This window comes from Streptomyces sp. NPDC018031 (assembly GCF_044327625.1).
Taxonomy (GTDB): domain Bacteria; phylum Actinomycetota; class Actinomycetes; order Streptomycetales; family Streptomycetaceae; genus Streptomyces.
This window is the reverse complement of record NZ_JBIRFT010000001.1, coordinates 86,146-104,009: the sequence shown is the minus strand read 5'-3', so window position 1 is coordinate 104,009 and position 17,864 is coordinate 86,146. Positions and strand designations below refer to the sequence as shown.

Sequence of the window (17,864 nt, the reverse complement as noted above, 5' to 3'; positions counted from 1 at the left end):
ACCTGCGGGGCGGCCCCGTCAGCTCTCCGGGACCGGCACCGACGCCGGGCTCCGCGACAGCGGGGATCGCACGCCCTCGTCGCACTGAGGAGTACCCGCCATGGCCCCGCCCGCCCCGGGAGAACTCACTTTCGCCGCGCCGCGCGGAGCCAAGAAGCCCCCGCGCCACCTGGCCGACCTCGACCCCGCCCAGCGCCGGGAGGCGGTCGCCGCCATCGGCGAGAAGCCGTTCCGCGCCAAGCAGCTGTCGCAGCACTACTTCGCCCGGTACGCGCACGACCCGGCGCAGTGGACCGACATCCCCGCCGCGTCCCGCGAGAAGCTGGCGGGTGAGCTGCTGCCCGACCTGATGAGTGTGGTGCGGCACATCTCCTGTGACGACGACACCACCCGCAAGACGCTGTGGCGGCTGTTCGACGGCACCCTGGTGGAGTCGGTGCTGATGCGCTACCCGGACCGGGTCACCATGTGCATCAGCTCCCAGGCGGGCTGCGGCATGAACTGCCCGTTCTGCGCCACCGGCCAGGCCGGGCTGGACCGCAACCTGTCGACCGCGGAGATCGTGCACCAGATCGTGGACGGCATGCGGGCGCTGCGGGACGGGGAGATCCCCGGCGGCCCGGCCCGGCTCAGCAACATCGTCTTCATGGGCATGGGCGAGCCGCTCGCCAACTACAGCCGTGTGATCGGCGCCATCCGCCGGCTGACCGACCCCGAGCCGGACGGCCTGGGGCTGTCCCAGCGCGGCATCACCGTCTCCACGGTGGGGCTGGTCCCGGCGATGCTGCGGTTCGCCGACGAGGGCTTCAAGTGCCGCCTCGCGGTGTCGCTGCACGCGCCGGACGACGAGCTGCGGGACACCCTGGTACCGGTCAACACCCGCTGGAAGGTCCGCGAGGTGCTGGACGCGGCCTGGGAGTACGCCGCCAAGTCCGGCCGGCGGGTCTCCATCGAGTACGCGCTGATCAGGGACATCAACGACCAGGCGTGGCGGGCCGACCTGCTGGGCCGGCTGCTGAAGAACCGCCGGGTGCACGTCAACCTGATCCCGCTCAACCCGACGCCGGGCTCCAAGTGGACCGCCTCCCGTCCCGAGGACGAGCGGGCGTTCGTCGCGGCCCTGGAGGCGCACGGGGTGCCGGTGACCGTCCGGGACACCCGGGGGCAGGAGATCGACGGCGCCTGCGGCCAGCTGGCCGCCGCCGAGCGCTGAGCCGCGGGCGGGCCCGCCGGGGCCCGCCGGACCGGCTGATACTGTGCTTTCGCACAAATGAACAGGCACAAATGAACACTCCGACAGGGGAGCGCGCGAAGCGCTGAGAGTGCGGCACGGCCGCAGACCCTCGGACCTGATCCGGGTCATACCGGCGTAGGGAGTCAGACTCACCATGAACACCAGCCTCCGGCGTGCCCTCGGCATGGCCGTCCTCGGCACGCTCGCCGCCGGTACCCTCGCGGCCTGCGGCGAATCCGGCGACAGCGGCGGCGCCTCGGACACCGTCACCCTGGTCACCCACGAGTCCTTCGCCCTCTCCGAGGAGGTGCAGAAGGAATTCGAGAAGAGCAGCGGCTACCGGCTGCGGATCCTGGAGAACGGGGACGCCGGCGTCGCCGTCAACAAGGCGGTGCTCTCCAAGGGCAACCCGGAGGGCGACGTCTTCTTCGGCGTCGACAACACCCTGCTCTCCCGCGCCCTGGACAACGACGTGTTCACCCCCTACCGGGCCAAGGGGCTGGACCGCATCCCGGAGCGGCTGCAGCTGGACCGCGGCAAGCACCGGGTCACCCCCATCGACACCGGCGAGATCTGCGTCAACTACGACAAGAAGTACTTCGCCGACCACAAGCTCGCCCCGCCGCGGACCTTCGACGACCTCACCGAGCCGGCCTACCGCAACCTGCTGGTCACCGAGAACCCGGCCACCTCCTCGCCCGGCCTCGCCTTCCTGCTGGGCACCGCCGCGGAGTACGGCGACGACGGCTGGCCGGAGTACTGGAAGAAGCTCAAGGCCAACGGCGTCGAGGTGGTCGACGGCTGGGACCAGGCGTACAACGTCCGCTTCTCCGGCTCGGCGAGCGGCCGGAAGGCCGGCGGCGACCGGCCGCTGGTCGTCTCCTACGCCTCCAGCCCGCCCGCCGAGGTCTTCTACGCCGACCCGCGGCCCACGAAGGCCCCGACCGGCGTCGCCACCGGCACCTGCTTCCGGCAGACCGAGTTCGCCGGGCTCCTGGACGGCGCCCGGAACGAGAAGGGCGGCAAGGCGCTGCTGGACTTCCTGATCAGCAAGCGGTTCCAGGAGGACATGCCGCTCAGCATGTTCGTGAACCCGGTGATCGAGGGAGCGAAGCTGCCGGAGGTCTTCACCGAGTTCGGCGCCGAGGCGGACGACCCCGGGACCATGGCGCCGGAGAAGATCGCCAAGGTCCGTGAGCCGTGGGTCAAGTCGTGGTCCTCCCTCGTCCTGTAGAGACCGACGCCGCACCCGCCGCCGCGCCCCGCCGCCGCGACCGGCGCGGTGCGGCGGTGCGGTTCGGCCTGATGGCCGTACCGCTGGCGTTCCTCGCCGTCTTCTTTGCCTATCCCGTCGCGGCGATCACCGCCCGCGGCCTGAAGGCCGGCGGCGAGTGGCGCTTCGCGCGGATCGGCGAGGTGCTCGGCGACCCGGCGGTGCGCGAGGTGCTGTGGTTCACCACCTGGCAGGCCGCCGCCTCCACCGCGCTGACCCTGGCGGTGGCGCTGCCGGGCGCGTACGTCTTCGCCCGCTTCGCCTTCCCCGGCAAGCAGCTGCTGCGCGCCGTGGTGACGGTGCCGTTCGTGCTGCCGACCGTCGTCGCCGGCACCGCCTTCCTCGCCGTCCTCGGCCGCGGCGGCCTCCTGGAGGACCTGTGGGGGGTGCGGCTGGACACCACCGTGTGGGCCATCCTGCTCGCCCACGTCTTCTTCAACTACGCGGTGGTGGTGCGCACCGTGGGCGGGCTGTGGTCCCAGCTCGACCCCCGCCAGGAGGAGGCCGCCCGGGTCCTGGGGGCGAGCCGCCTCGGCGCCTGGCGGCGGGTCACCCTGCCCGCGCTCGCGCCCGCGGTGGCCGCCGCCGCGCTGATGGTCTTCCTGTTCACCTTCACCTCCTTCGGCGTCGTGCAGATCCTCGGTGGCCCGCACTACGCCACCCTGGAGGTGGAGATCTACCGGCAGACCGCCCAGCTGCTGGACCTGCCGACCGCCGCGGTGCTCACCCTGGTGCAGTTCACGGCCGTCGCCGGGCTGCTGGCGGTGCACGCCCGGACGGTGCGGCGCCGGGAGTCCGCGCTGCGGCTGGTCGACCCCGCGCGGACCGCCCGCCGGCCGCGCGGCGCCGCGCAGTGGACGCTGCTCGGCGCGGTGCTCGCGCAGATCGCGCTGCTGATCCTGCTGCCGCTCGCGGTGCTGGTGGAGCGTTCCTTCCGCGGCCCCGACGGCCACTGGCTGGGCTACTACCGCGCCCTGGGCTCGGTCGCGGACAGCGGCGGGGTCTTCCTGGTGCCGCCGATCGAGGCGGTCGGGAACTCGCTCCGGTACGCCGCCGTGGCCACCGTCATCGCGCTGGTCGTCGGCGGCCTGGCGGCCGCCGCCCTCACCCGGCGGGCGGGACGGCTGGTCCGCGGCTTCGACGCGCTGCTGATGCTGCCGCTGGGCACCTCCGCGGTGACCGTCGGCTTCGGCTTCCTCATCGCCCTCGACGAACCCCCGCTCGACCTGCGGGCGTCCTGGATCCTGGTGCCGCTGGCGCAGGCCCTGGTCGGCGTGCCGTTCGTGGTGCGGACCATGCTGCCGGTGCTGCGTGCGGTCGACCCCCGGCTGCGGGAGGCCGCGGCGGTGCTGGGCGCCTCTCCGCTGCGGGCCTGGCGCGAGGTGGACCTGCCGCTGGTGGGGCGGGCGCTGGGGATCGCGGCCGGGTTCGCGTTCGCCGTCTCGCTGGGCGAGTTCGGTGCCACGGTGTTCATCGCCCGGCCGGACAACCCGACCCTGCCGGTGGCGGTGTCCCGCTTCCTCGGCCGGGCCGGCGACATCAACTACGGGCAGGCCATGGCGCTCAGCACGGTCCTGATGCTGGTGTGCGCCTGCTCGCTGCTGCTGCTGGAACGGATCCGGGCCGACCGTACGGGGGAGTTGTAGATGGCGATGCTGCGTCTGGAGGAGGTCACCGTCCGGTTCGGCACCCGGGTGGCGCTGGACGCCGTGGACCTGTCGGTCGCCGAGCACCGGACGGTGTGCGTGCTGGGGCCCAGCGGCAGCGGCAAGTCCACCCTGCTGCGGGTGGTCGCCGGGCTGCAGGGCGTGGACGCCGGACGGGTGTGGCTGGGCGACCGGGACCAGACCGGGGTGCCCACCCACCGCCGCGGGGTGGGGCTGATGTTCCAGGACCACCAGCTGTTCCCGCAGCGCGACGTGGCCGGCAACGTGGCCTTCGGGCTGCGGATGCGCGGGGTGGGCCGCGGCGAACGGGACCGGCGGGTCGCCGAACTGCTGGAGCTGGTGGGACTGCCGGGCGCGCAGCGGCGGGCGGTCGCCGAACTCTCCGGCGGTGAGCAGCAGCGGGTGGCGCTGGCCCGGGCGCTCGCCCCCCGCCCCAAGGTGCTGATGCTGGACGAGCCGCTGGGCCAGCTCGACCGGAGCCTGCGGGAGCGGCTGGTGGTGGAGCTGCGGCAGCTCTTCGACCGGCTGGGCACCACGGTGCTGGCCGTCACCCACGACCAGGGCGAGGCGTTCGCGCTGGCCGACCGGGTGGTGGTGATGGACGGCGGGCGGATCGCGCAGACCGGTACCCCGCTGGAGGTGTGGCAGCGCCCGGCCTCGGAGTTCGTGGCCCGCTTCCTCGGCTTCGACAACGTGGTGGAGGCGTCCGTGCGGGCCGACGCGGCCGACACCCCCTGGGGCAGGGTGCCGGTGCCCGCCGGGTCGCCGGCCGGGCCGTGCCGGCTGCTGGTCCGCCCGGCCGGGATCCGCCTGGTGCCGGAGGCGGACGGGCTGTCCTGCGAGGTCGAGGGCCGCACCTTCCGCGGCGACCACGTGGCGTTGATACTCCGGCCGCGGAACGCGCCCCGGCTGGAGGCCGTCTGCGAGCTGCGGGACGCGCCGGAGACCGGTACCCGGGTGGGCGTCGCGTTCGACGGGGCCGAGGTGGTGCTGCTCCCCGCGGGCTCCGCGCCGGCGGGCTGACCGGGACCTGCCCGAGGCCCGTAGCGTCCGGGCGGGGCGGCCGGCGTCCGTGCCGTCCGGCCGGTCAGCGGCGCGCGCGGGTGCGGCGGGTACGCAGCCGGTACGCGCGGGTCGCCCGGCCCGGGCACGGCCCGTACGCCGAGAACCCGGCGCAGGCCACGACGACGATCCGCGGCGAGTGGTCGTGCCAGGCCGCCGCCCGGTGTTCCCGCCGTGCGGGCAGTCGCCGCGGCGGCGGTGGGCGAGGGCGGCGCCGGGCCGCGCCCGGGCCCGCGGGCGTCTCAGCCGGTCAGCGGCAGGGTGAGCAGCTCCGCGACCGTCCAGGTGACGGCCGCCAGGACGGCGAGCAGCACCCCGCCGCGCAGGGCGGCCGCTCCCCGCAGCAGCCGGTTGCTCGCCCCGATCCGCAGCAGGGTGCCGCCGGTGTCCCGGCGGGCGCCCCGGACCTCCAGCGCGGAGGTGAGCGCGGTGGCCGTGACGCACACCATGACCAGGGCCGCGCCGAGCCCGGCGACCGGTCCGGTGGAGCGCAGCGCACCCCCGTACAGGTCGACCACCGCGCAGGCGCCGGTGGCCACCGCGCACAGCGCGCCCAGCGGCCGGCCCAGCCGCACCGCCTCGTCCTCCAGCGCCCGCCCGGCCAGCAGCCGCAGCGGCCCGGGACGCCCCGCGGCCAGCAGCCGGCCGCACACCTGGGTCAGCCCCGGCCCGGCGAGCAGCAGCCCGAGGGCCGCCAGCAGCCACCCCAGGATCACCCCGGGGGGACTCTGCACGGAGCGTCCGGGCAGCGGCAGCAGTTCGGCCGCGGACGCGCCGAGGCCCCGGCTGGTGTACGTCTCCAGGGCGATACCGGCGGCGATCAGCGCGATGCCCCACGGCAGGCCGATGTGGACCAGGGCGGCCCCGGGCGGCGGCGGTGCCACCGCGGCCGGCGGGGGAGCCGCGCCGGCGTCCCGGCGCCACCACGGTCGCCGCCCGCCCTCCCGCCGCGGCCACAGGGCGACCATGCTCGTCACCGCGGCCAGCGCGGGAACCACGGCCAGCAGCAGCAGTACCGCGCCCAGCGGCAGATGGACGCCGCGCCCGAGGTGGCCGGTGAGCCTGCCGGTCGGCAGCCCGTCGCCGAACCGGCGCACCCCGGCGAACAGCGCGAGTGCCAGTGCGCTGCCCAGCCCGCAGAACAGCGCGGTCGACGCGGCGGCCAGCCGGGCGCCCCGGGTGGGGCCGAACCCGGCGGCGGTCAGGCCGCCGCCGCGGGTACCGGGGTCGTTGCGGGCCACCGCCACCGCGAACTGCACCGTGGCGGCCAGCGGCACCAGGCACCACACCAGCCGCTCGGGCGCGCCGTCGGCCTCCTCCGGATGCCCGGCGGCGTAGCCGAGCATGCACAGCAGCATGAACGAGGCGCCCGCCGAGGCCGCGGTGACCAGTAGCCGCCGCAGCAGGACGAGGGGGTGGGCGCCGCGGGCTAGGCGGAGACTGAGCACGTGTCCCGGCCCTCCGCGTCGGGAACGCGGATCGTGCCGACCCGGCGCCCGTCGAGCAGCGAGACGCTGCGGTCGGCCATCGGGGCGGCCTCGCTGTCGTGGGTGGCGAGCACCACCGTGATGCCGTGCGAGCGGGCCGCCGCGGTGAGGGTGCGCAGCACCTGCCCGCGGTCGGCGCGGTGCAGCGGGGCGGTGGGCTCGTCGGCGAAGAGCACCTTGGGGGTGGCGGCCAGGGCGCGGGCGATGGTCACCCGCTGCCGCTGGGCCTGGAGCAGCGCGGCGGGGCGCTGCCGCTCCTCGCCGCCGACGTCGAGCCGCTCCAGCCACTCGCGGGCGGTGGTCCGCGCGGCGCGCCGGGGGGTGCCCCGCAGTATCAGCGGCAGGGCCACGTTCTCCCAGACGGTGAGCTCGGGCACCAGCCGCGGCTCGCTGTCGATCCAGCCGAACTGCTCCCGGCGCAGCCGCTCCCGGCCGAGCCGGGTGAGGGAGTGCACCGGCACGCTGTTGAACCAGACCTCGCCGCGGTCCGGCAGCAGCTGGCCGGAGAGACAGTTGAGCAGGGTGGTCTTGCCGGACCCGCGTGGCCCGGCGACCACCAGCATCTCGCCCTCGCGTACGCCCAGGGACACGCCTTCGAGCGCGGGCGAACCGCTGTACGCGTACGCGACGCTGTGTGCCCACAACATGTCGTCGTCCGGCGGAGCCACCATGCCAAGCACCTCGGCTTACCTACGAATGTCCGCTCCCCTGGATGGGTGAACGAGGACAGAGCGAATCGGTCACTGGCACGTTAAGGAGTCGCGGTGGCGGATCGGGCCCAGGCTCGGCGCGGGGGCGCTCCGTTTCCTCCGATCAGCCCTGGTCACGCCTCGGCGGCCGGGCGTACCGCCGCGGCCCCCTCGTCATGGGACGACGAGGGGGCCGCGGCGGCGGGGGCCGCCCGGGGGGAGGGGTGTGAGTCCCGGGCGGAGTCCGGAGGGACGGAAGATCAGAACAGGGTCAGAGCTTCGTCCACGCCTCGCTGAGGGTGGCCCGGAGCACCTGCTCGATCTCGTCGAACGTCGACTGGTCCGCCACCAGCGGCGGCGCCAGCTGGACGACCGGGTCGCCGCGGTCGTCGGCGCGGCAGTACAGCCCGTTGTCGTACAGCGCCTTGGAGAGGAAGCCGTAGAGCACGCGCTCGGTCTCCTCGTCGTTGAAGGACTCCTTGGTGGTCTTGTCCTTCACCAGCTCGATGCCGTAGAAGTAGCCGTTCCCGCGCACGTCGCCGACGATCGGCAGGTCGTGCAGCTTCTGCAGGGTCTTCCGGAAGGCGCCCTCGTTGTCCAGCACGTGCTGGTTGAGGCCCTCGCGCTCGAAGATGTCCAGGTTGGCCAGGCCCACCGCGGCGGAGACCGGGTGGCCACCGAAGGTGTAGCCGTGCAGGAAGGTGTTGTCGCCCTTGTAGAACGGCTCGGCGATGCGGTCGGAGACGATGCAGGCGCCGATCGGGGAGTAGCCCGAGGTCATGCCCTTGGCGCAGGTGATCATGTCCGGCACGTAGTCGAACTTGTCGCACGCGAACATCGTGCCGAGCCGGCCGAAGGCGCAGATGACCTCGTCGGAGACGAGCAGCACGTCGTACTGGTCGCAGATCTCGCGGACCCGCTGGAAGTAGCCGGGCGGCGGCGGGAAGCAGCCACCGGCGTTCTGCACCGGCTCCAGGAAGACCGCGGCGACGGTGTCCGGGCCCTCGAAGAGGATCTGCTGCTCGATCTGGTCGGCGGCCCAGCGGCCGAACGCCTCGGGGTCGTCACCGAAGATCGGGGCGCGGTAGATGTTGGTGTTGGGGACCTTGTGGGCACCGGGCACCAGCGGCTCGAACGGGGCCTTCAGCCCGGGCAGGCCGGTGATGGACAGGGCGCCCTGCGGGGTGCCGTGGTAGGCCACCGCGCGGGAGATCACCTTGTACTTGGTCGGCTTGCCGACCAGCTTGAAGTACTGCTTGGCCAGCTTCCACGCGGTCTCGACGGCCTCGCCGCCGCCGGTGGTGAAGAAGACCTTGTTCAGGTCGCCGGGGGCGTGGTTCGCGAGCCGCTCGGCCAGCTCGACCGCCTTGGGGTGGGCGTAGCTCCACACCGGGAAGAAGGCCAGCTCCTGGGCCTGCTTGTAGGCGGTCTCGGCGAGCTCGCGGCGACCGTGACCGGCGTTGACCACGAACAGGCCGGCGAGCCCGTCGATGTACCGCTTGCCCTTGTCGTCGTAGATGTACGTACCCTCACCGCGCACGATGGTCGGTACGGGAGCGTTCTCGTACGACGACATGCGGGTGAAGTGCATCCACAGGTGGTCGTACGCCGTCTTGGAGAGGTCGGCGCTCATAGCTATCTCGTTCCCCAGGTGTAGGTCTGCTTCCGGAGCTTGAGGTAGACGAAGCTCTCGGTGGAGCGCACGCCGGGCAGCGTGCGGATCCGCTTGTTGATCATTTGGAGGAGATGGTCGTCGTCCTCGCAGACGATCTCGATGATGAGGTCGAACGAGCCCGCGGTCATCACCACGTACTCGACCTCCTCCATGGCGGTCAGCGCGTCGGCCACCGGGTCGAGGTCGCCCTCGACGTTGATGCCGACCATCGCCTGCCGCCGCAGCCCCACGGTGAGGGGGTCGGTGACGGCGACGATCTGCATGACGCCCTGGTCGAGCAGCTTCTGTACGCGCTGCCGGACGGCCGCTTCGGACAGGCCCACGGCCTTCCCGATGGCGGCGTACGGACGGCGCCCGTCCTCCTGGAGCTGCTCGATGATCGCCAGGGAGACGGAGTCGATCGACGGCGTGCCGTTCTTGTCAGTGGCCACGTATGCCACTGTGCATGAGGACTCGGCAGTCTGGCAACCCCAAACCGATGAAATTCGTTGTTCTGGGGATCGAAAGTCACGGATTCCGTAGTTGTGGACGGTTGGGTATGTTGAATGCGTCGCTTCGGCGGCTAGGGTGGGTGTCTCACCCATCGGACATCCGACCGCAACAGAAGGGGTGGCACGTGACCACCGAACTGCGTCGTCTGCGCAACTACATCGACGGGGAGTTCCGGGACGCCGCCGACGGGCGGACCACCGAGGTGGTCAACCCGGCCACGGGCGAGGCGTACGCGACCGCGCCGCTCTCCGGGGCGGCCGACGTCGACGCCGCCATGGACGCCGCGGCCGCGGCGTTCCCGGCCTGGCGGGACCTGGTGCCCGCCGAGCGCCAGAAGGTGCTGCTGAAGATCGCCGACGCCTTCGAGGCGCGGGCCGAGGACCTCATCGCCGCCGAGTCGGAGAACACCGGCAAGCCGATCGCCCTGACGCGGGACGAGGAGATCCCGCCGATGATCGACCAGATCCGCTTCTTCGCCGGCGCCGCCCGCCTGCTGGAGGGCCGCTCGGCCGGCGAGTACATGGACGGCATGACCTCCATCATCCGCCGCGAGCCGGTCGGCGTCTGCGCCCAGGTGGCCCCCTGGAACTACCCGATGATGATGGCCGTGTGGAAGTTCGCCCCGGCGCTCGCCGCGGGCAACACCGTCGTCATCAAGCCGTCCGACACCACCCCGGCGTCCACCGTCCTGATCGCCGAGATCATCGGCGGCGTGCTGGCCGAGCTCGGCCACCCCAAGGGCGTCTTCAACGTCATCTGCGGCGACCGCGAGACCGGCCGCCTGATGGTGGAGCACAAGGTGCCGGCGATGGCCTCCATCACCGGCTCGGTGCGGGCCGGCATGCAGGTCGCCGAGAGCGCCTCCAAGGACGTCAAGCGGGTCCACCTGGAGCTCGGCGGCAAGGCCCCGGTGGTGGTCTTCGAGGACACCGACATCGCCAAGGCCGTCGAGGACATCTCCGTCGCGGGCTTCTTCAACGCCGGCCAGGACTGCACCGCCGCCACCCGCGTGCTGGTCCACCAGTCCATCCACGACGAGTTCGTCGCCGCCCTGGCCAAGGCCGCCGCGGACACGAAGACCGGCCACCCGGACGACGAGGACGCGCTGTACGGCCCGCTCAACAACGCCAACCAGCTCGCCCAGGTCAGCGGCTTCATCGACCGCCTCCCGGCGCACGCCAAGGTCGAGGCCGGCGGCCACCGGGTCGGCGACAAGGGCTACTTCTACGCCCCCACCGTCGTCTCCGGCCTCAAGCAGGACGACGAGATCGTCCAGAACGAGGTCTTCGGCCCGGTGATCACCGTCCAGTCCTTCTCCGACGAGTCCCAGGCCGTGGAGTACGCCAACGGTGTCGAGTACGCGCTGGCCTCCTCGGTGTGGACCAAGGACCACGCCCGCGCGATGCGCATGTCCAAGGTCCTGGACTTCGGCTGCGTGTGGATCAACACCCACATCCCGCTGGTCGCCGAGATGCCGCACGGCGGCTTCAAGAAGTCCGGCTACGGCAAGGACCTGTCGGCCTACGGCTTCGAGGACTACACCCGCATCAAGCACGTGATGACCTCCCTCGGCGGCTGACCAGCCGGCCCCTCGCCCCGCCGGCCCCCGGCGCGCCACCCGGCGCGCCGGGGGCCGGCGCGTATCCCCGGCGGCGGGCCCGGGCCCTGTGGACGCGGGCCGGACGGTGCTCCTCGCTCGGCACCGCCAGGCCGTCCGCCCGGATCCGCCCCGGGCAGCGGCCCGAGCGGCTCCCGGGGGCGGTGCGCGGCGGCCGGCAGTACCTTTCCCGACGCGGTGGCGGGCAGCGGCAGCCGCTCTTCCGGCCCGGCCGGCGCGTCCCGTGCGAGGAGGCGCCGCACGGGGACACCCGGTGCGGGGCCGCCCGCGTCCGGTGGCGGCCGGGGCCGGAACGTCCGCTCAGCGTCCGGAGCCCGGTGCGGGCCCCGGACGCCGGTCCCGGCGGCGGTCCAGCAGCGCGCACAGCGTGCCGATCCGGTTGGTGGTGATCGAGTCGACGCCCGCGCGCAGCAGCCGCGCCATCGACCACCGGGTGTCGGCGGTCCACGCCGAGACCAGCAGTCCGTCGGCATGCGCCCGCTCCACCAGGCCGGGGCTCACCAGCCCGAAACGGTAGTTGATCCAGCGCGGCCCGAGATCCCGGAGCAGCGACGGGCGGGGCGGGGCGAGGGTCGTCCAGGTGAGGGCGATCTCGGCGTCGGGGTCCGCGTGGCGCACCGCGCGCAGCGCGGCCACGTCGCCGCAGTAGTAGGCACGGCCGGCGGCACCGCTCCCGCGCACCTCGGCGACGGTGGCGCGGACCGCGGAGACGTCCGGCAGGTCGATCAGTACGCGTACCCGCTCGGTCGCGGCGAGCGCCTCGTGCAGGAACGGCACCCCGTCCCCGGTGACCTCCCGCACCCGGGCGGCGGACAGCTCCCGCACCGGCCGGTCGTACTCCCACAGCCGCTTGAGCGTGGCGTCGTGCACCACGACCGGGACACCGTCGCGGGTGAGCCGTACGTCGATCTCCACCGCCGTCGCGCCGGCGCTCACCGCGGAGCGGATCGAGGGGAGGGTGTTCTCGCGGTGCGCGTACGGATCGCCGCGGTGGGCGACCGCGGCGAACGCGGCCCCCGGCGCCGTATCCCTGGTCAGCATGGGGACATTGTGGCCCGGCGGCCCGGCACCGGCCGCCGGCCTGTCGCCCGCTGCGGTCAGCGGGCCCGGCGGAGGCCGTCGGGCGGTGCGCCGTGCCCGGCGCCGGTCACCGTCCGCCCGGCACCGCCGCGCCCGGGCGGCGCGGCGGCGGGTGGCCCGGGCGCGGCGGGATGCCTCGGGCCGCCCGAACGCCGGCCGGCCCGGGCCCACGGTCCGACGCCCCGGGGAGGGCGTCCGTCAGCCGGCCGCGTGCGCCGCCGTGTAGGTGTCGATCTCGGTGATCAGCGCCGCCTTGCCCGCCGGGTCGAGGAAGGACACCTCGACGGCGTTCTTCGCCAGCGCCGCCACGCCCACCTCGTCCAGCCCCAGCAGCCGCGCCGCGACCGCGTACTCGGTGTTCAGGTCGGTGCCGAACATCGGCGGGTCGTCGCTGTTGACGGTCACCAGCACCCCGGCCTCCACCATCCTGGCGATCGGGTGCTCGTCGAGCGAGGCGACGGCGCGGGTGGCGATGTTGGAGGTCGGGCAGACCTCCAGCGGGATCCGGTGCTCGGCCAGGTGCGCGAGCAGCTTCGGGTCCTGGACGCAGCTGGTGCCGTGGCCGATCCGCTCCGCGCGCAGTTCGGTGAGCGCGTCCCAGATCGTCTGCGGCCCGGTGGTCTCGCCCGCGTGCGGGACACTGTGCAGCCCGGCCGCGATCGCCCGGTCGAAGTACGGCTTGAACTGAGGCCGCGGCACACCGATCTCCGGCCCGCCCAGGCCGAAGCTGACCAGGCCCTCGGGCCGCAGCTCGGTGGCGATCCGGGCGGTCTCCTCGGCGGCCTCCAGCCCCGCCTCGCCGGGGATGTCGAAGCACCAGCGCAGCACCACGCCCAGCTCCGCCTCGGCCGCCTTCCGGGCGTCCTCGATCGCCTCCACGAAAGCGCCGTCGGGGATGCCGCGCCGGGTGGAGCTGTAGGGGGTGACGGTCAGTTCGGCGTACCGGATGTTCTGCCGCGCCATGTCCCGGGCGACCTCGTAGGTGAGCAGCCGGACGTCCTCGGCGTCCCGGATCAGGTCGACCACCGACAGGTAGATCTCGACGAAGTGCGCGAAATCGCGGAACGCGAAGTAGTCCACCAGCGCCTCGGGGTCGGTGGGCACCCGGGAGTCCGGGTGGCGGGCGGCCAGCTCGGCGACGATGCGCGGCGACGCCGAACCGACGTGGTGCACGTGGAGTTCGGCTTTCGGCAGCCCGGCGATGAAGGCACTGAGATCGGTCAACTGATCCTCCTCGTGGAAAGCCCTGGGCGGCGGGCTCCGGCCATCGTAGAACCGGCCCGGACGGGCGCCGGGCCCAGGCCGTAGCATGGCCGGGCGACGCAGCGCGGGTGGGGGAGAGACATGGACGATCAGACCGGACGGCGTCCCGAACCTGCCGGGGGGCCGGCCCAGCCGCCCGGGCCCGGTGAACGCGACCCCTGGGCACCACCGGAGGACCGGGCGCCGGACCCGGGCCGCCCGCCCGCCCCGCACCTGCCGACCCTGCCCGGTGCCGCGCCGGCCCCGCCGTACGGGGCGCTGCCGCCCGGCGCGGTGCCGCCACCGCCGCCCGCGCCGACCGGGCCCGGCACCCCCAGCGCCTACCCGTCCTGGCCGGCCGGCGGCTCCCCCTACGGCACGCCCGCCGCGCCGGGCCCGGCCCCCTACGGCCCCACCTCCTACGGACAGCCGGGCTACGGCACGCCGGGGCCCGGCCATCCGCCGGGCGGCTACCCCGCCGCGCCGGGCGTGCCGTACGGCCCGCCCGGTTCGCCATACGGCTGGCAGCACGCCGGCCAGCTGCCCAACAACGGCCAGGGCGTCGCCGCACTGGTCCTCGGCATCGTCGGGCTGGTGCTCTTCTTCAGCATCTTCTTCGGCATCATCCTGGGCACCCTGGCGATCATCTTCGGGGCGCTGGGCCGCGGCCGGGCGAACCGGGGCGAGGCGGACAACGGAGGCCAGGCGCTCGCCGGGCTGATCCTCGGCGTGGTGGCCGTCGTCGCGAGCCTGATCGTGCTGGTCGCGGTCATCGCGGACGAGCAGGACGACGAGGCGAGCGGCGGCCGGGGCTACCCCGGCACCACCGCCGCGGCGCCGGCCCCGGACGGACCGCCCGCCGCCAGCCGCTGACGCGCCTCCATCAGCGCGAAGCCCAGCAGGTTGAGCCCGCGCCAGCGAGCCGGATCGGGCGCCCGCTCGTCGTCCGCGGCCAGCCCGATGCCCCATATCCGGTCCAGCGGACTCGCCTCCACCAGCACCCGTGATCCGGTCCCCAGCAGATACTCCCGCAGCCGCGGATGCTGACCGAACTTCAGCACACTGCCGCACACCACGAGTTCGAAGCGGTGCGCGGCCCACACCTCCTCGTCGAAGCCCCGGACCGACCGGCCCGCGTCCTTGGCCTGCTTGGGGTGGCCGGCGGACACCGCGCGCCGCTCGGCGTCCGCGTCGCCGAAGAGCCGGGCCTTGCCCGCCATCATCCAGTGCTCGGCGGTCGCGTACCGGACACCGTCCGCCGTGAACGGAGCGGGCCACCACTGGCTGAAACAGCCGTGTCCCACCGCGCCGTCCGGCCGGGGCCGGTGTCCCCAGAACCACACGTAACGGAACCGCTCGCCGCCCGCCACCCGTGTGACCAGCTCCGTCACCGACCGCGGGCCGTCGCGGAGTTCCCCCGGCGGACCCACCGGATCCCCCGCCGGCGGCCCGTACTTCGCCATCTCACCCATGGCCTGATTCTGGCACCCGGTGCCGACAATCCCGTATGTCTGCCCCACCACCGACCGTGCCCGTACCATTGCGCGACGCATTCCAGGAGGGGAGAAACCCGATCATGTCCCACAACCACCCAGGCCCGCCCGCCGGTCAGGACCCCAACGCCTACGGGAACCCGCCGCAGCAGCCCCCGATACCGCCCGGCCAGCCCTACCACCCGGGGGCCGGGCAGCCCGGTGCGCCCGGAGCCGGATACCCGTCCGCGCCACCTGCCGGGTACCCCGGGTACCCGGGCTACCCGGGCGGGGCCGCGATGCCCGTGGCGCAGAGCAACGGCATGGGGACCGCCGCGCTGGTCTGCGGCATCCTCGGCCTCGTCTGCGGCATCACCTACTTCCTGTGGGTCTTCGCGGTGATCCTCGGCATCCTCGCCATCATCTTCGGGGCGATCGGCAAGGGGAAGGCGGGCCGTGGCGAGGCGAACAACGGCGGCTCGGCGACCGCGGGCCTCGTCTGCGGGATCATCGGCATGTTCGTCCCGGTGATCTACCTCGCCGCCCTGGACGCCGCCCTGGACTCGGTGTTCTGAGCCGCGGCGCCGGTGGGCCGGTGGTGGCGGCCGCCCGCCGCGCCACCGGAGCGCCGGGGCCGGGTACGCCACGGAGGGGCACCTGTCCCGGCCGTCGGGCGACCGCGGCCCTGTCCGGGCCCTTGTCCGGGCCCTGTCCGGGGCACGGCGGCCTCGGCCCCGGCCGCACGCCCTCGGGACCCTCGGCCCCCGGCGCGGCCGCGGCCCCGGCCCGGCGTCCCCGTTTCCGGTCCGGTTTCCCGTTTCCCGTCCCCCCCCCGACCGGCTCTCCGGCGGCGCCCCGGTCCCGTGCGGCACCCCGCCGCACGGGGGGCGGGTCCGGCGGTGCTTCCGGCCTGCCGGCGGGGCCCGCGGCGCGTCCTGCCGGGGCGCTGCCCGCGGCGTCCGCGGCCCCGGGTGTCCACCTCGACCGCTGAGACAGAATCCGTTGCGAAACCAAAAAGCAACAACGGAATCCCTTGTTGGTGCCCGTCTCCTCTGTCAGGATCAGCCATCAATTCCGGTCAGGGCCACGCTGCCCGCTTCACGCGAAGCAGCGCTCAGCGGTCCGGCCGACTGTGCTCAAGTCACTGGTCGAGGCGGAGGAGAGCAGCGGGATGGATCAGCGGTTCGATGCGTCGGAGCGGTTCGCCGACGGCGCGCAGTACATCGACGGCCGGCTGACCGAGGGCAGCTCCGGCCACGTCCACACGGTGGTCGATCCGGCCACCGGCGAGAAGGTGCTCGACTACCGGACGGCGAGCCGCGCCGACGTGGACGCGGCGGTGGCCGCCGCGACGGCGGCCTACCCCGGCTGGGCGGGGGCCACCCCGGGGGAGCGGTCGGACGCGCTGCACCGGTTCGCCGCCGTGCTCGCCGACCAGGCCGCCGAGCTGGCCGCCGCCGAATCGCTGCAGTGCGGCAAGCCCCTGAGACTGAGTACCGAGTTCGACGTCCCCGGCACCATCGACAACACCGCGTTCTTCGCCGGGGCCGCCCGCAACCTCGAAGGCCGGGCGGCCGGTGAGTACAGCGCCGACCACACCTCGATGGTCCGCCGCGAACCGATCGGCGTCATCGGCTCCATCGCCCCCTGGAACTACCCGCTCCAGATGGCCGCGTGGAAGGTCCTGCCGGCCATCGCCGCGGGCAACACCATCGTCCTCAAGCCGGCCGAACTCACCCCGCTGACCTCCCTGCTGTTCGCCCGGGCCGCGACCGAGGCGGGCATCCCCGACGGGGTCGTCAACGTGGTGAGCGGGACCGGCCCGGTCGCCGGGGAACACCTCGTCGGCCACCCCGGCGTGGCCATGACCTCCTTCACCGGGTCCACCGCGGTCGGTCGCCGGGTCGCCGAGATCGCCACCGGCACCGTCAAACGCCTCCACCTCGAACTCGGCGGCAAGGCGCCGTTCGTGGTCTTCGACGACGCCGACCTGGAGGCCGCCGTGCACGGCGCGGTCGCGGCCGCGCTGATCAACACCGGCCAGGACTGCACCGCCGCCACCCGCGCCTATGTGCAGCGCCCCCTCCACGACGCCTTCGTGGCAGGGGTCGCCGACCTCATGGCGACGGTGCGGCTGGGCGACCCCTTCGCCCCCTGCACCGACCTCGGCCCGCTGGTCTCGCACACCCACCGCGACCGGGTCGCCGCCTTCGTGGACCGGGCCCGGGACCACGCCACCGTCGTCACCGGCGGCGCCGCCGGAACGGGCGACCTCGCCCGGGGCGCCTACTACCGACCGACCCTGATCACCGGAGCGGCCCAGGACAGCGAGATCGTCCGGTCCGAGGTGTTCGGCCCGGTCCTCGTCGTCCTCCCCTTCGACACCGACGACGAGGGGCTCGCGCTGGCCAACGACACCCCCTACGGTCTCGCCGCGTCCGCCTGGACCCGCGACGTGTACCGGGCCGGCCGTGCCACCCGCGAACTGCGGGCCGGCTGCGTCTGGGTCAACGACCACATCCCCATCATCAGCGAGATGCCGCACGGCGGAGCCGGCGCGTCCGGCTACGGCAAGGACATGTCGATGTACTCCTTCGACGAGTACACGCAGATCAAGCACGTCATGTACGACAACACGGCGGTGGCCCGGAAGGACTGGCACCGCACCGTCTTCGGGTCCCGCGGCTGACCTCGCCGCGGTGGCCCGGCCGGCCCGGCCCAGGCCCCGCCGCGGTGGCCCGGCCGGCCCGGGCCCGGCGCCACCGCCCCCGCCCGCCCCGCCGCCCGCCGCCGGACGGCCCCGTCCCGGAACCGCCCGGCGCGGCACCGTGCCGCGCCCCCGGCCGGCGGGTACCCGGCGCCGCGGCCCCCTC

Annotated in this window: 15 protein-coding genes and 1 riboswitch; of the genes, 8 read left to right on the top strand and 7 right to left on the bottom strand. The window is 74.0% G+C overall.

Translation table 11 applies throughout. The annotated features are described in order from the left end of the window. Nucleotides 1-100 precede the first annotated feature (100 nt). The 4 genes from rlmN (at nucleotide 101) to ACH4B3_RS00340 (ending at nucleotide 5,197) form a co-directional block, all read left to right on the top strand. On the top strand, nucleotides 101-1,213 hold the full coding sequence (rlmN, locus tag ACH4B3_RS00355; RefSeq protein WP_398460476.1) for a 23S rRNA (adenine(2503)-C(2))-methyltransferase RlmN: 1,113 nt from the start codon (nucleotides 101-103) through the stop codon (nucleotides 1,211-1,213). Between the two features lie 75 nt (nucleotides 1,214-1,288). Continuing rightward, a riboswitch (TPP riboswitch) is annotated at nucleotides 1,289-1,393 on the top strand. Then, nucleotides 1,389-2,468: a thiamine ABC transporter substrate binding subunit gene (locus tag ACH4B3_RS00350; RefSeq protein WP_398460475.1), complete on the top strand. Its 1,080-nt coding sequence runs from the start codon at nucleotides 1,389-1,391 to the stop codon at nucleotides 2,466-2,468. Its footprint overlaps the riboswitch before it by 5 nt. A gap of 71 nt (nucleotides 2,469-2,539) precedes the next feature. Further along, on the top strand, nucleotides 2,540-4,153 hold the full coding sequence (locus ACH4B3_RS00345) for an ABC transporter permease (RefSeq protein ID WP_398461533.1): 1,614 nt from the start codon (nucleotides 2,540-2,542) through the stop codon (nucleotides 4,151-4,153). Further along, the gene (locus tag ACH4B3_RS00340) at nucleotides 4,154-5,197 is read left to right on the top strand and encodes an ABC transporter ATP-binding protein (protein ID WP_398460474.1); all 1,044 of its coding nucleotides are present in this window, start codon (nucleotides 4,154-4,156) and stop codon (nucleotides 5,195-5,197) included. A gap of 281 nt (nucleotides 5,198-5,478) precedes the next feature. Here the strand turns inward: ACH4B3_RS00340 and ACH4B3_RS00335 are convergent, their stop codons facing one another. The 4 genes from ACH4B3_RS00335 to ACH4B3_RS00320 all read right to left on the bottom strand — a co-directional run bounded on the left by ACH4B3_RS00335 (nucleotide 5,479) and on the right by ACH4B3_RS00320 (nucleotide 9,518). Then, the gene (locus ACH4B3_RS00335) at nucleotides 5,479-6,684 is read right to left on the bottom strand and encodes a hypothetical protein (protein ID WP_398460473.1); all 1,206 of its coding nucleotides are present in this window, start codon (nucleotides 6,682-6,684) and stop codon (nucleotides 5,479-5,481) included. Then, complete coding sequence (locus tag ACH4B3_RS00330) at nucleotides 6,666-7,394, bottom strand: ABC transporter ATP-binding protein (RefSeq protein WP_398460472.1); 729 nt, start codon at nucleotides 7,392-7,394, stop codon at nucleotides 6,666-6,668. The genes ACH4B3_RS00335 and ACH4B3_RS00330 overlap by 19 nt, the downstream gene beginning before the upstream one ends. 289 nt (nucleotides 7,395-7,683) lie before the next feature. Beyond that, nucleotides 7,684-9,045: an aspartate aminotransferase family protein gene (locus tag ACH4B3_RS00325; RefSeq protein ID WP_398460471.1), complete on the bottom strand. Its 1,362-nt coding sequence runs from the start codon at nucleotides 9,043-9,045 to the stop codon at nucleotides 7,684-7,686. 2 nt (nucleotides 9,046-9,047) lie between these two features. After that, on the bottom strand, nucleotides 9,048-9,518 hold the full coding sequence (locus tag ACH4B3_RS00320) for an Lrp/AsnC family transcriptional regulator (RefSeq protein ID WP_197990565.1): 471 nt from the start codon (nucleotides 9,516-9,518) through the stop codon (nucleotides 9,048-9,050). 185 nt (nucleotides 9,519-9,703) lie between these two features. Between ACH4B3_RS00320 and ACH4B3_RS00315 the strand changes: the two genes are divergently transcribed. Continuing rightward, entirely contained in the window at nucleotides 9,704-11,158 is a 1,455-nt protein-coding gene (locus ACH4B3_RS00315) for a gamma-aminobutyraldehyde dehydrogenase (protein WP_398460470.1), read from the top strand. A 339-nt stretch (nucleotides 11,159-11,497) separates the two neighbouring features. On the opposite strand, the gene ACH4B3_RS00310 is transcribed toward ACH4B3_RS00315, so the two are convergent. Then, nucleotides 11,498-12,238 carry a glycerophosphodiester phosphodiesterase gene (locus tag ACH4B3_RS00310; protein WP_398460469.1) on the bottom strand — a complete coding sequence of 247 codons (741 nt, stop codon included), beginning with the start codon at nucleotides 12,236-12,238 and terminating at the stop codon, nucleotides 11,498-11,500. A 237-nt stretch (nucleotides 12,239-12,475) separates the two neighbouring features. Then, complete coding sequence (locus tag ACH4B3_RS00305) at nucleotides 12,476-13,588, bottom strand: adenosine deaminase (protein ID WP_398460468.1); 1,113 nt, start codon at nucleotides 13,586-13,588, stop codon at nucleotides 12,476-12,478. Nucleotides 13,589-13,621: 33 nt separating this feature from the next. On the opposite strand from ACH4B3_RS00305, the gene ACH4B3_RS00300 reads away from it, so the two are divergent. Then, nucleotides 13,622-14,392, top strand: a complete 771-nt coding sequence (locus ACH4B3_RS00300) for a DUF4190 domain-containing protein (protein WP_398460467.1) — start codon at nucleotides 13,622-13,624, stop codon at nucleotides 14,390-14,392. On the opposite strand, the gene ACH4B3_RS00295 is transcribed toward ACH4B3_RS00300, so the two are convergent. Then, complete coding sequence (locus tag ACH4B3_RS00295) at nucleotides 14,332-14,982, bottom strand: NADAR family protein (protein ID WP_398461532.1); 651 nt, start codon at nucleotides 14,980-14,982, stop codon at nucleotides 14,332-14,334. The two genes, ACH4B3_RS00300 and ACH4B3_RS00295, sit on opposite strands and share 61 nt — an antisense overlap. A gap of 113 nt (nucleotides 14,983-15,095) precedes the next feature. On the opposite strand from ACH4B3_RS00295, the gene ACH4B3_RS00290 reads away from it, so the two are divergent. After that, nucleotides 15,096-15,566 carry a DUF4190 domain-containing protein gene (locus ACH4B3_RS00290; RefSeq protein ID WP_398460466.1) on the top strand — a complete coding sequence of 157 codons (471 nt, stop codon included), beginning with the start codon at nucleotides 15,096-15,098 and terminating at the stop codon, nucleotides 15,564-15,566. A gap of 596 nt (nucleotides 15,567-16,162) precedes the next feature. After that, the gene (locus ACH4B3_RS00285; protein ID WP_398460465.1) at nucleotides 16,163-17,680 is read left to right on the top strand and encodes a gamma-aminobutyraldehyde dehydrogenase; all 1,518 of its coding nucleotides are present in this window, start codon (nucleotides 16,163-16,165) and stop codon (nucleotides 17,678-17,680) included. Nucleotides 17,681-17,864: the final 184 nt, after the last annotated feature.